At 65.7% G+C, this 12,326-nt stretch carries 11 protein-coding genes; 1 reads left to right on the forward strand and 10 read right to left on the reverse strand.

The genetic code is table 11. The features are described from left to right. Window positions 1-230 precede the first annotated feature (230 nt). The 9 genes from hflC to PJ259_RS13690 all read right to left on the reverse strand — a co-directional run bounded on the left by hflC (window position 231) and on the right by PJ259_RS13690 (window position 10,503). Window positions 231-1,100: a protease modulator HflC gene (gene hflC, locus PJ259_RS13650; RefSeq protein ID WP_017642910.1), complete on the reverse strand. Its 870-nt coding sequence runs from the start codon at window positions 1,098-1,100 to the stop codon at window positions 231-233. Next, on the reverse strand, window positions 1,100-2,287 hold the full coding sequence (hflK, locus tag PJ259_RS13655; protein ID WP_271653209.1) for an FtsH protease activity modulator HflK: 1,188 nt from the start codon (window positions 2,285-2,287) through the stop codon (window positions 1,100-1,102). Before hflK ends, hflC begins: the two co-directional genes overlap by 1 nt. 98 nt (window positions 2,288-2,385) lie before the next feature. Further along, window positions 2,386-3,690 carry a ribosome rescue GTPase HflX gene (gene hflX, locus PJ259_RS13660; RefSeq protein WP_271653210.1) on the reverse strand — a complete coding sequence of 435 codons (1,305 nt, stop codon included), beginning with the start codon at window positions 3,688-3,690 and terminating at the stop codon, window positions 2,386-2,388. Between the two features lie 20 nt (window positions 3,691-3,710). Beyond that, window positions 3,711-3,956: an RNA chaperone Hfq gene (gene hfq, locus PJ259_RS13665; RefSeq protein WP_007161156.1), complete on the reverse strand. Its 246-nt coding sequence runs from the start codon at window positions 3,954-3,956 to the stop codon at window positions 3,711-3,713. An 87-nt stretch (window positions 3,957-4,043) separates the two neighbouring features. Next, a complete protein-coding gene (miaA, locus tag PJ259_RS13670; RefSeq protein ID WP_271653211.1) occupies window positions 4,044-5,024 on the reverse strand; it encodes a tRNA (adenosine(37)-N6)-dimethylallyltransferase MiaA in 981 nt (326 codons plus the stop codon). A gap of 42 nt (window positions 5,025-5,066) precedes the next feature. Beyond that, entirely contained in the window at window positions 5,067-6,965 is a 1,899-nt protein-coding gene (mutL, locus tag PJ259_RS13675) for a DNA mismatch repair endonuclease MutL (RefSeq protein ID WP_271653212.1), read from the reverse strand. Next, on the reverse strand, window positions 6,958-8,388 hold the full coding sequence (locus PJ259_RS13680; RefSeq protein WP_271653213.1) for an N-acetylmuramoyl-L-alanine amidase: 1,431 nt from the start codon (window positions 8,386-8,388) through the stop codon (window positions 6,958-6,960). The genes mutL and PJ259_RS13680 overlap by 8 nt, the downstream gene beginning before the upstream one ends. Before the next feature lie 178 nt (window positions 8,389-8,566). Continuing rightward, window positions 8,567-9,028 carry a tRNA (adenosine(37)-N6)-threonylcarbamoyltransferase complex ATPase subunit type 1 TsaE gene (gene tsaE, locus PJ259_RS13685; RefSeq protein ID WP_271653214.1) on the reverse strand — a complete coding sequence of 154 codons (462 nt, stop codon included), beginning with the start codon at window positions 9,026-9,028 and terminating at the stop codon, window positions 8,567-8,569. Then, complete coding sequence (locus PJ259_RS13690; protein ID WP_271653215.1) at window positions 9,016-10,503, reverse strand: NAD(P)H-hydrate dehydratase; 1,488 nt, start codon at window positions 10,501-10,503, stop codon at window positions 9,016-9,018. Before PJ259_RS13690 ends, tsaE begins: the two co-directional genes overlap by 13 nt. Before the next feature lie 61 nt (window positions 10,504-10,564). On the opposite strand from PJ259_RS13690, the gene queG reads away from it, so the two are divergent. Further along, window positions 10,565-11,629, forward strand: coding sequence for a tRNA epoxyqueuosine(34) reductase QueG (queG, locus tag PJ259_RS13695; RefSeq protein WP_271653216.1), 1,065 nt, complete (start codon window positions 10,565-10,567; stop codon window positions 11,627-11,629). Between the two features lie 16 nt (window positions 11,630-11,645). On the opposite strand, the gene PJ259_RS13700 is transcribed toward queG, so the two are convergent. Then, entirely contained in the window at window positions 11,646-12,326 is a 681-nt protein-coding gene (locus PJ259_RS13700; RefSeq protein WP_271653217.1) for a DUF2931 family protein, read from the reverse strand.

Here is a 12,326-nt window from a genome sequence, read left to right on the forward strand (position 1 = left end):
CGGCACGCGGCTGCCGAGGTCGGCGCGGTGGATTCCTGGAGAATCCTGCCACCGGATCGAGCCGCTCTGCCGTGGATTGCTACCCGGATCAGCCAGGGCGTCGCCCTTCCACGGGTTTCGTACGGACGCAAAAAAGCCGGGGATGGCCCCGGCTGATTCATGATAACACGAAAAAATCGGCGATCGGGGATGAACGACGAGCGAAGCCTAGTCGCCGCTCATCCCCAACCTCACTGTCCAGGGCTCTGGAAATACTTGAAGAAATCGCTCTTCGGATCGAGCACCAGGACATCGCTCTTGCTGGAGAAGCTGGAGCGATAGGCCTGCAGGCTGCGATAGAAGGAGAAGAACGAAGGATTCTTCGAGTAGGCCTGGGAATACACCTGGGCCGCCTGGGCGTCACCCTCACCGCGAGCCTGCTCGGCCTGACGGTAGGCTTCGGCCAGCAGCACGCGGCGCTGACGATCGGCGTCGGCACGGATGCCTTCGGCCAGTTCACGACCCTTGGCGCGGTGCTCACGGGCTTCCCGCTCGCGCTCGGTACTCATCCGCTCATAGACGCTGCGACTGACTTCCTTGGGCAGGTCGATGGCCTTGACGCGTACGTCGAGCACCTCGATACCCAGCTCCTGATTGGCCATCTTGTTCAGCGCCGCGGTCAGCGAACCGACCATGGCATCACGTTCACCAGACACCACCTCATGCAGGGTGCGACGACCGAACTGGTCGCGCAGACCTGCTTCCAGGCGGCGCAGCAGGCGCTCGTCGGCGATCTGCTTGAGACCCGAGGTCGCGGTGTAGTAACGATCGGCATTGAAGATGCGCCACTTGGCGTAGGCATCCACCATCACCGCCTTCTTTTCCAGCGTCAGGAAGCGCTGCGTCGGGGTATCCAGCGTCTGCAGACGCGCATCGAACTTGCGCACCCGGTTGACGTAAGGAATCTTGAAGTGCAGGCCGGGCTCCAGGTTGGGCTCGACCACGCGACCGAAGCGCAGCATCACCGCACGCTCGGTCTCCTTCACCACGAACAGACTGCTCCAGGCCGCAAGGCCCAGAACGACCACGACGATCAGCGCGGCCAGCGATTTATTGCTCATCAGCGGCTCTCCCTCGTACGCGCTTCGGTGGACTGCGGCAGATTGCGAATGACCGAGGCGGCCGTGTCGCTCGACGCCGCCGGGGCAGCGCCACCGCTGATGGCCGAGGTCGGTGCCGGAGCACGGTTCTGCATCAGCTTGTCGAGCGGCAGATAGAGCAGGTTCTGACCGGCCTGACCGGTGACCATGATCTTGCTCGACTGGCCAAGCACTTCCTGCATCGTCTCGATGTACAGACGCTCACGGGTCAGCTGCGGATTGGCCGCGTACTGGACCGCCAGCTGGCTGAAGCGCGAGGCATCACCCTGGGCACGGGCCACGACTTCGTCGCGATAGCCGTTGGCTTCCTCGATGATGCGCTGGGCAGCACCGCGGGCCTCGGGGATCACGCCGTTGGCATAGGCTTCGGCCTGGTTCTTCTCGCGCTGCTCATCCTCGCGGGCACGGATCACGTCGTCGAAGGCTTCCTGAACTTCACGCGGCGCTGCGGCGCTCTGGATGTTCACCTGGGTCACGGTGATGCCGGTCCCGTAGGTATCGAGGAAGCGCTGCAGCCGCTCGCGCACATTGGTGGCGACCTGCTCGCGGCCATCGGTCAGCAACTGATCCATGGTCGAGGAGCCGGCCACGTGGCGCACGGCGCTGTCGGTCGCCTGCTGCAGGCTGACCTCGGGCTGGTCGACGTTGAGGACGAAGTCCTTGAGGTTGGTGATGCGGTACTGGACGGTCAGCGGCACCTCGACGATGTTCTCGTCCTGGGTCAGCATGGCGCCCTGCTTGCTGTAAGCCCGCTCCCGTGTCACGTTTTCCTGGTACTTGGTCTCGAAGGGCGGGAAGTAGATGTTCAGGCCGGGCCCTACCGTCTCATGGTATTTGCCCAGGCGCAGCACCACTGCCTGCTCCTGCTCGTCCACGACGTAGACGGCGTTGTACAGCCAGAGCGCGCCGATCAGCAGTACGCCTAGGAGCAGCAAGCCTTTGCCGCCCCCCGAACCGAGGCTGTCGCCGCCGCTGCCACCGGAACGCTTCTTGCCGCCGACCAGGCGATTGATGCGGTCCTGAAATTTACGCAAGGCTTCGTCGAGATCCGGCGGCCCCTTGCGTCCACCATTGCCGCCACCGTTGTTGTTGCGGCCGCCCCAGGGGTCTTGATTGTTCGAGTTGCCACCGGGCTCGTTCCAAGCCATAGCGCTCTCCCTACTGATAACGCGAAAGCGCGCCGAAATGGCGCGCCGACCAATGCTACCGGATGGCCCCTGCCCGAACAAAAGCGCCGAGCGGGGGTTTATTGCAAAACATGTTGCTGGATAAAGACTTCCGGCTCTTCACCGGCCCGGCTGAGCAATCGATTGAGTTCGGCGCGGGGTACTCGTACAGACAACAGGATGTTGCCTTCGTCATCGTGATCGTCCTGCCTGACCACACCCAGCTCGAACAGCTGGGCACGCAGCCGGGCATGCCGTTGGGGCAGGCGCAGCACGCCGACGAAGAGATCCTCGCCAAGCAATTCGGCGACGGCCTGACCGACCAGCTCCAGACCCCGACCTTCGCGCGCCGACACCCAGACCCGGATTGGGCGTCCGGTTTCGTCGTCGCGCTGGATATGCGGCTCGACCCCGTCGAGCAGATCGAGCTTGTTGTAGATTTCCAGCATCGGCAGCTCATCGGCCCCGATCTCGTGCAGCACCGCCTCGACCTGCTCGATCTGCAGCTGGCGATCGTCCTCGTGGGCATCGATCACGTGCAGCAGGAGATCGGAGTTGCTGGACTCCTCCAGCGTCGCACGAAAGGCTTCTACCAGCTTGTGTGGCAGATGGCGGATGAACCCCACGGTATCGGCCAGCACGATCGGCCCCAGATCCGGCAGCTCCAGACGGCGCAGGGTAGGATCCAGGGTGGCGAACAGCAGGTTGGCGGCGTAGACACCGGATTCGGTCAGGCTGTTGAACAGGGTGGACTTGCCGGCGTTGGTGTAGCCGACCAGGGACACCGAGGGGATCTCGGCACGGCGGCGCCCGCGACGGGCCTGCTCGCGTTGGCTGCGCACCTTGTCCAGGCGCTGGCGGATCTGGCGGATGCGGATCCGCAGGAGACGGCGGTCGGTCTCCAGCTGGGTTTCACCCGGACCGCGCAGACCGATACCGCCCTTCTGGCGTTCGAGGTGGGTCCAGCCGCGTACCAGCCGCGTGCTCATGTGCTCGAGTTGGGCGAGCTCCACCTGCAGCTTGCCCTCGTGGGTCCGGGCGCGCTGGGCGAAGATATCGAGAATGAGGCCGGTGCGGTCCAGGACGCGGCACTCGAAGGCTTTTTCGAGATTACGTTCCTGACTGGGCGTGAGGTCATGGTTGAAGATGACCAGATCGGCGGCATGGGCGTGCACCTGATCGTGCAGTTCCTCGACCTTGCCGGTGCCGATAAGAAAACGCGCGGTCGGCTGGCTGCGATTCACCGTGACGAAAGACACGGTCTCCGCACCCGCCGATCGCGCGAGTTCGAGAAACTCCTGAGGATCTTCGCGCGCCTCGGGATGCAGGCCTTCCAAATGGACCAGAATGGCCCGCTCACCACCTTCGTGACGCTCGAAGAACAACAGGGCGCTCCTCTTGTTATTTATTCGCTATCCGACTCGCTCGTCTCGGAGCTGGGCAGACGGACCGGGCGGCTCGGCACCACGGTGGAAATCGCATGTTTGTAGACCATCTGGCTCACGGTGTTCTTGAGCAGAATCACGAACTGGTCGAAGGACTCGATCTGACCCTGCAGCTTGATACCGTTGACGAGATAGATGGAAACCGGAACGCGCTCTTTACGCAGGGTGTTCAGGTAAGGGTCTTGTAGCGAATGCCCTTTTGACATCGTGTCGCTCTCCTAAAGAAATGAAAATACCGATCTGGCGACATGCCAGTTTCCGCTGCCCACCATGGACACGCGGACAAAAACGATTCAGCTGCGGGGCGATATGGTGGCGCCGGCCAGGCATTTCAAGATCCGTGGCAGATTGTCACAAGCCAGGCTGTCGAAGGTGTTCGCGGCGGGCCAGCCACGTAACCAGGTCAACTGCCGCTTCGCCAACTGCCGCGTCGCCGCTACGCCACGCGCCACCATCTCCTCCCGCGAGCATTCCCCTTCGAGGAACTCCCACACCTGACGATAGCCCACGGATCGCATGGAGGGCAGACCAAGATGCAGATCGGGACGTTCCCGCAAGGCTGAGACTTCGTCGATGAGGCCCTGTTCCAGCATCAGGCGGAAGCGCTCGGCGATACGCGCATGGAGCACCTCACGCCGCGCAGGCGCCAGGATCAATTGGGCAACAGTATAGGGTAATTGCGTCTGGGGCGCCCCGTTCGAATCGGCATTGGCGCGCAATTGCAGCGCGCGATGCTCGGTCATTGAGCGGCCGCTGACCCGGAACACCTCCAGCGCGCGCAAGAGACGCTGGGGGTCATTGGGATGAATGCGTGCCGCCGACACCGGATCGACCTCGGCCAATTGCCGATGGATCTCACCCCAGCCTGCCGCAGCCGCCTGGGCTTCGATCTCGGCGCGCACCGCTGCATCGGCGCTGGGCATGTCGGCCAGGCCTTCGAGCAGGGCCTTGAAGTAGAGCATGGTGCCACCTACCAGCAGGGGGATGCGGCCGCCGGCGGTGATTTCGGCCATGGCGGCCAGGGCATCGGTGCGAAATTCGGCGGCGGAATAGCTCTCGGCCGGATCGCGGATGTCCACCAGCCGGTGCGGGTGGGCGGCCAGCAGCTCGGCGCTGGGCTTGGCGGTGCCTATGTCCATGCCGCGATAGATGAGCGCCGAATCGACACTGATCAGCTCGACGGGCAGCAGCCGTGCCAGCTCGATGGCGAGGTCGGTCTTGCCGGAGGCGGTCGGCCCCATGAGAAAGATGGCGGGCGGCAGGGGGGCGGTCATGAGGGAGTCTCGAAGGGCGCCGCGCAGCACGCAGCGGAGCGGTCAACGGCCGCGCAGGAAGAGTTTGTCCAGATCGTCCAGGCTGAGCTGGGCCCAGGTGGGACGGCCGTGGTTGCACTGGCCGCTGCGCTCGGTGGTTTCCATGTCACGCAGCAAGGCATTCATCTCCGGTAGGGTCAGCCGGCGGTTGGCGCGCACCGAGCCGTGGCAGGCCATGGTGCCGAGCAATTCGTTGAGGTGCGCCTGGATACGATCGCTGGTGCCATAGTCGAGCAGATCGGCGAGCACGTCCTGCACCAGCCGCGCGGCCTGGGCCTGCTTGAGCAACGCGGGGATCTGGCGGATGGCCAGGGTTTCGGGGCCCAGGCGCTGCAGTTCGAAGCCGAGCCGCTCGAACCACTGGCCGTGTTCTTCGGCGCAGTCGGCCTCGCGCTCGCTGACCGCCAGGGATTCCGGCACCAGCAGCGGCTGGCCGCGCAGGCCTTCGCTGGCCATGGCCACCTTCAGGCGCTCGTAGGTGATGCGTTCGTGGGCGGCGTGCATGTCCACCAGGATCAAGCCCTGGGCGTTCTCGGCCAGGATGTAGATGCCCTTGAGCTGGGCCAGGGCATAGCCCAGCGGGGGGACGTCGCCCTGCTCTGCCGGCAGGGACGCAGCCTCAGCACCCTCTGGCAGCGGCGCGAAAAAGGCCTTGTAGGCGCTCTGCACCTCGGCCACCGGCGCGCCCGCATAGGGCTGCGGGGTAGGCGCGTAATGCGCGGCGCCACCCGATCCGCCACCATTGGCGAAAGGCTGGGCAGGTGGCGCAGGACTGTCGTGCAAGACGGCGGCGGCCAGGCGCATCTCGCCCTGGGGACCGAATTCACCGGCGGCCGGACCACTCAGGGGCGCCGGCGCCGTGGGCGCCACCACGGCGAGCTGGTCGTCCGGGCGGATGTCGCCCAGGGCGCGGTGCAGGGTGCCGTAGAGGAAGTCGTGCACCTGGCGACTGTCGCGGAAGCGCACCTCGTGCTTGGTGGGATGGACATTGACGTCCACCGTCGCCGGATCCACTTCGAGGAACAGCACGAAGGCCGGGTGACGACCGTTGTAGAGAACATCGCGATAGGCCTGGCGCACCGCATGGGCGACCAGCTTGTCGCGCACCATGCGGCCATTGACGTAGAAGTACTGCAGATCCGCCTGACTGCGGGAGAAGGTCGGCAGACCGACCCAGCCCCAGAGGCGCAGGCCGTTGCGCTCGTGCTCCAGCGGCAGGGCCTGTTCGAGAAAGGCTGGGCTGCAGACCGCGCCGACCCGGCGGCCCTGGCTCTGCGGATCGCCGGCCGGATGCAGCGCCAGCACGCTCTTGCCGTTGTGCCTCAGGTGAAAACCCACGTCGAAGCGGGCCAGCGCCAGGCGCCGCACCACTTCCTGCAGGTGATCGAATTCGGTCTTCTCGGCGCGCAGGAATTTGCGTCGCGCTGGAGTGTTGAAGAAGAGGTCGCGCACCTCCACCGAGGTGCCTTGGGGATGGGCGGCGGGCTGTACCCGCGGCTGCATCTCGCGGCCTTCGGTCTCCACCTGCCAGGCCTGGTCCTCGCCCCGGTAGCGCGAGGTCAGGGTGAGGCGCGAGACCGAGCTGACCGAGGCCAGGGCTTCGCCGCGAAAGCCCAGGCTGGTGACACTTTCCAGTTCGTTTAGGTGGTAGATCTTGCTGGTGGCGTGGCGCGCCAGGGCCAGCGGCAGGTCGTCCGCCGGGATGCCATGGCCGTCGTCGCGGATACGCAGCAGCTTGACCCCGCCCTGCTCCACTTCGATATCGATGCGCCGAGCACCCGCGTCCAGGCTGTTCTCCAGCAACTCCTTGGCCACCGAGGCAGGCCGTTCGACCACCTCGCCGGCAGCGATCTGGTTGGACAGCCGCGGGCTGAGCAGCTGGATGCGCCGGGGTTCAGTCATTGCTGGCCGCCAGTTCGTGGGTGGGGATGGTCAGGACCTGGCCGGAGCGGATGCGGTCGCCCTTGAGCCGATTGGCGGCGCGCAGGGTACTCAGATCGACGTCATAGCGGCGTGCGATCAGGCTCAGGCTCTCGCCGGGCTGTACGCGATGCTGGTCGATGCCGCGCACGATGCCGACCTTGCCGCCCCGCTGCTCGCGCTGCCAGGCCAGGTAGGTACCTGGCGGCGGCCGGTGCTGGAAGTACTGCACGATACCGGCTTGGATCTGCCGGGCAAGCAGCCCCTGGTGCGCGGGACTGGCCAGCTTGGCCGACTCGCTGGCATTGGTGATGAAGCCGGTCTCCACCAGGATCGAGGGGATATCCGGCGACTTCAGCACCATGAAGCCGGCCTGCTCCACCCGCGAATGCAAGAGCTTGGTGGCGCGCCCGACCTGACCAAGGATGGTCTGGCCGACCTCCAGGCTGGAGGCCACGGTGGCGGTCATGGACAGGTCCATGAGCACCCCGGCAAGCATCGGATCCTTGTTGTCCAGGGCATCGGACACGCCACCGACCTGGTCGGAGCGGTTTTCCGCATCGGCCAGCCAGCGCGCGGCCTCGGAAGTGGCTCCACGCTGGGACAGGGCGAAGACGGTGACACCTTCGGCGCTGGCGCTGGGCGCCGAGTCGGCATGGATGGAAATAAACAGGTCGGCGCCCTTCTTGCGGGCGATGACCTGCCGCTGCCGCAGCGGAATGAAGTAGTCGCTGGTGCGGGTCAGCTCGGCACGGAAACCTTTCTGCCGGTTGAGATTGGCCTGCAGCTGCTTGGCAATGGCCAGCACCACGTTCTTCTCGTAGAGCCGGCCGCGACCTATGGCGCCCGGGTCTTCGCCGCCGTGGCCGGGATCAATGACCACCACCACGTCGCGCTTGCCACTGGGACTGGCCGGCAGGCGCGTCGCCGGCTGGGCCGGGGTGACCGGGGTGGCTGGCAGATTGGGCGTGACGGTCGCGGGAATGTCGCTGGTGGCCGGATCGGTACCCTGGTCGTAGAGGTCGACCACCAGGCGATTGCCGTATTCCTTGTTGGGCGCCAGGGTAAAGCTCTTGGGCGTCAGCGCGCCCTTGGTGTCCAGCACCAGGCGTACCTCGCCCGGGGAGCGCTGGGCCGCCCGCAGCCCGGTGACCGGGGTGTTGCGCAGGGGCTTTTCGTTCAAGCCACCGTCGAGCTGCGCGCCGGACAAGTCGATGACGATGCGGTCCGGGGCACTGAGGGTGAAGACACTGGCCTTGACCGGACCGGTCAGGTCGAACACCAGACGGGTATTGTCAGGCGCGCGCCAGACGCGCATGCCTTTGATCTGGGTGGCGGCCAGCAGCTGACTACTGAGGATCAACAACAACAGGCCGAGTCCCGACCTGAAAAAACGCTTGCGCATGCCTGCGACCGTATAGCTGGAGAACGAGGATCGGCGCCTAAGGCGTGTTTGAAAAGTCGCCGAGCGAAGGTCAGCCAAGAAAAAAATCAGTGAGGAAGCGGAGTCTACGAAGAGTAAATGAGCATTCCGAACTGATTTTCAACACCGCCTGACCGAGCGCAGGCCTTTTCAGACAAGCCTAGGGCACGAGGGCGGCGCACCAGGCCTCACCGTGAGCCCCCTGGCTAACCAGGCGCAGATCACGACCGTCGGCGCGTGGCGTAATGGTAATGTCCAGGTCCGGCTTTGGCAAAACGCCCTGGCCGCGCTCGGGCCATTCCACCAGGCACAAGGCCTCGGGTGTGAAGTAGTCGCGAATCCCCATGAACTCCAGCTCTTCCGGATCGGCCAGGCGATACAGATCGAAGTGATAGACCGCGCCGCTGGTCAGCTCATAGGGCTCGACCAGGGTGAAAGTGGGGCTCTTGACCGCTCCGGCATGGCCGAGGCCACGCAGGATGCCGCGTGACAGCGTGGTCTTGCCGGCACCCAGGTCGCCGTGCAGATAGAGCACACCACGACCGCCGCTGGCCTGGGCCAGGCGGGCACCCAGGGCATACATGGCGTCTTCGTCGGCGGCGTGCAGGGTCAGTTCAGGCATGGCTGGAGTTCCTCGAGCAACTGGCGGGCGACCGGGGGCAGATCGCTGGCAGCGAGACCGCGGCCCTGGCGACCCAGCTCGGCACCGGCACGACCGTGCAGCCAGGCGCCCAGGCAGGCGGCCTCGAAGGGGGGCAGCCCCTGCCCCAGCAGGGCGGCGATGATACCGGTGAGAATGTCCCCCAGGCCACCGGTAGCCATCGCCGGATGGCCTTCGCCGCACAGCGCCATGCGCCCATCCGGATGGGCGATCAGGGTGCCGAAGCCCTTGAGCAGTGCCACGCCGCCGTAGCGACGAGCCAGTTCGCGGGCGCTGCCGGGACGATCGGCTTCGATGTCCTTGATCGAGACATCCAGCAGCCGCGCCGCTTCGCCCGGATGGGGTGTCATCACCCAAGGGCCGCGCGGGGACTCGACCACCCCAGCAGCCAGCAGATTGAGGGCATCGGCGTCCCAGACCTGGGCGACGTCCAGCGTCGCCGCCGCACTGGCCAGCGCCTTGCCCCAGGCGCCCTGTCCCAGGCCCGGCCCGACGGCAAGCACATCGGCCTTCTTGGCCAGCTCCAGCACGGCGAAACTGGAATGAACCCCGGCGACCATGACTTCTGGGCGCCGCGCCAGTACCGCGGTGACGTTGGACGGCCGGGTTGCCAGGTTGAGCATGCCCACGCCGCAGCGTAGCGCCGCCTCGCTGGTCATGATGGCCGCACCCCCGGTGCCTTCGTCACCGCCGATCACCAACAGATGGCCGTATTGCCCCTTGTGCGCATTGAGCGGTCGCGCCGCCAGCCGCGGCAGATTACCGGGCGCCAGACGCTGTGCGGTAGCGTGGGCGGGATTCTGCGGTTCTTCGATCAAGGGTTCGAACACCAGGCTGCCGACGTGATCCGGCCCCTTGCCGGTGAACAGTCCGAGCTTGAGACCGATGAAGGTGATGGTCAGGTCGGCGCGCACCAGGGCACCCGCCGCGGCACCGGTGTCGGCATCCAGCCCGGAGGGAAGGTCGATGGCCACCACCGGCAATTCGCTGGCGTTAATCCGTTCGATGGCGCCGGCATAGGGCTCGCGCGCCGCGCCCTTGAGGCCGGTCCCCAGCAGGGCATCGACCACCACGCCGTCCAGCGGTGCGTCCGCGCGCCAGGGCTGGATGTCCACCCCGGCAGCCAGGGCCTCGGCATGGGCCAGGGCGGCATCGCCCTTGAGCCCGGCTGGATCGGCCAGGTACCAGATGCGTGCCTGCCACCCGGCCTTGCGCGCCAGGCTGGCGACCAGATAGCCGTCACCGGCGTTGTTGCCGCCGCCCGCCAGTACGCAGAGCGCGCCGGCGTGAGGCCAGCCATGGCGCAGCGAGCGCCAGGCCGCGGCAGCCGCGCGGCGCATCAATTCGAGACCGGGCAGCCCGCCGGCGATCAGTTGGGCATCGAGATCCCGCACCTGCTTGGCGCTGTAGAGCTGGAACGGCAGTTCGTCGTGCATGCTGGGAAAGCCTCCGGAGTCTGGCAAAATAGGCGGCCCTCCTGCCTGCGCGTTCCCTTCGATGTCCGCTGTCGCCCTCGATCTCGCCGCCCTGGCCGACCTCATCAAAGCATGGGGTCAGGAACTGGGCTTTCAGCAGACCGGCATCGCCGGGCTGGACTTGGCACGTCACGAGGAATATCTGGAGCGCTGGCTGGCCGCCGGTTTCCACGGCGAGATGGACTATATGGCCGCGCACGGCAGCAAACGTTCGCGGCCGGCCGAGCTGGTCCCGGGGACCCTGAGGGTCGTGTCCCTGCGCATGGACTACCTTCCCGGCGACACCCGCATGAGCGAACGCCTGGCCGACGGCACTGCGGCCTATATCTCGCGCTACGCCCTGGGCCGCGATTACCACAAGCTGATCCGCAAGCGCCTGCAGCAGCTGGCCGAGCGTATCCAGGGGGAGATCGGTCCCTTCGGCTATCGCGCCTTCGTCGACAGCGCGCCGGTGCTGGAAAAAGCCATCGCCGAACAGGCCGGACTGGGCTGGATCGGCAAGAACACCCTGGTGCTCAATCGCAAGGCCGGCAGCTGGTTCTTTCTGGGCGAACTCTTCGTCGACGTGCCCCTGCCGGTCGACGAGCCCACCTCGCGCGACCACTGCGGCACCTGCCACGCCTGCCTGGATATCTGCCCGACCCAGGCCTTCGTCGGCCCCTATCAGCTCGACGCCCGGCGCTGCATCTCCTACCTGACGATCGAGTTCAAGGGCTCCATCCCGCTGGAGCTGCGGCCACTGATCGGCAATCGGGTGTTTGGCTGCGACGACTGCCAGCTGGTCTGCCCCTGGAATCGCTTCGCCAAGCCCACCGCCGAAGGCGACTTCAAGCCACGCCACAGCCTGGACAGCGCCAGCCTGGCCGAGCTCTTTCGCTGGACCGAAGCCGAATTCCTCAGTCGCACCGAAGGCTCGCCGCTACGTCGCGCCGGCTACGAGCGCTGGCTGCGCAACCTGGCCGTGGGCCTGGGCAATGCGCCGACCAGCATCCCCGTGCTGGAAGCCCTGAAGCTGCAGCGCGAACATCCCTCTCCCCTGGTGCGTGAGCACGTGGAATGGGCGCTGCAGCGGCACGGCGAGGCCTGAGCGGCAGGCTAGACGTTCAGGGCCCTACCGTGGTGTAAGGGATCGGTGCCCACCAGCTGCCGTAGGGGACGCCGTACTTGTCGACATAGCTTTTGACCACCGGCGACAGCGGCCGGTACTTGCCGTTGGATTTGCCGCCATAGGGCCCCTTGGGCTCGATCTCGGCTTGGAGGGTCAGGACTTCGATGGGATCCAGGCACGGCCCCATGATCCAGACCTTGACCACCCCGCCGGGCGCCAAGCCGATGGTAAGGCCCTTACGATAATCCGAGGTGCGACCACTGACCGGACACTCGGCTGGTAGACGCTCGACCATTTTTTCCCTGGCCCAATCAGGGATGGTGAAAAGCGCGTGATAGGTTTGAGGTTCGACCATGGATTGCCAGCGTAGGGATACGACATAGGGCAGATCCAGGCCGGTCAGAGTCCGGCCTTTGCCTGAGCCGATTCTTTCTGGCCAACCCTTTGCGCGAATCGCCAGATTTTCAGGTTTGCCATAAGACACTACTCCCCCCATGGCATTGGGAAAGAGGCGTCCGCTGTTATCACCAATATTGGCTTGCTCCAACCAGACTTCCATGTAGTTGGGCGCTAGAAAGCCCAGGTACCAGGCATCATAGGGCAGCTTGTTTGCGGCGTCAGACTGACAACCTGCCAGGCCCAGTAGCAGGACGATAGACAGCAGCCAGCGACTCAT

The sequence above is a fragment of the Pseudomonas sp. JBR1 genome, assembly GCF_028198185.1.
Taxonomy (GTDB): Bacteria; Pseudomonadota; Gammaproteobacteria; order Pseudomonadales; family Pseudomonadaceae; genus Chryseomonas; species Chryseomonas oryzihabitans_E.

Excerpts from the sequence above, each read along its gene's own strand:
- hflC (WP_017642910.1), bottom strand. The coding sequence starts at position 1,100 with ATGAGCAATAAATCGCTGGCCGCGCTGATCGTCGTGGTCGTTCTGGGC.
- hflK (WP_271653209.1), bottom strand. The coding sequence starts at position 2,287 with ATGGCTTGGAACGAGCCCGGTGGCAACTCGAACAATCAAGACCCCTGG.
- hfq (WP_007161156.1), bottom strand. The coding sequence starts at position 3,956 with ATGTCAAAAGGGCATTCGCTACAAGACCCTTACCTGAACACCCTGCGT.
- miaA (WP_271653211.1), bottom strand. The coding sequence starts at position 5,024 with ATGACCGCCCCCCTGCCGCCCGCCATCTTTCTCATGGGGCCGACCGCC.
- mutL (WP_271653212.1), bottom strand. The coding sequence starts at position 6,965 with ATGACTGAACCCCGGCGCATCCAGCTGCTCAGCCCGCGGCTGTCCAAC.
- PJ259_RS13680 (WP_271653213.1), bottom strand. The coding sequence starts at position 8,388 with ATGCGCAAGCGTTTTTTCAGGTCGGGACTCGGCCTGTTGTTGTTGATC.
- tsaE (WP_271653214.1), bottom strand. The coding sequence starts at position 9,028 with ATGCCTGAACTGACCCTGCACGCCGCCGACGAAGACGCCATGTATGCC.
- PJ259_RS13690 (WP_271653215.1), bottom strand. The coding sequence starts at position 10,503 with ATGCACGACGAACTGCCGTTCCAGCTCTACAGCGCCAAGCAGGTGCGG.
- queG (WP_271653216.1), top strand. The coding sequence starts at position 10,565 with ATGTCCGCTGTCGCCCTCGATCTCGCCGCCCTGGCCGACCTCATCAAA.
- PJ259_RS13700 (WP_271653217.1), bottom strand. The coding sequence starts at position 12,326 with ATGAGTCGCTGGCTGCTGTCTATCGTCCTGCTACTGGGCCTGGCAGGT.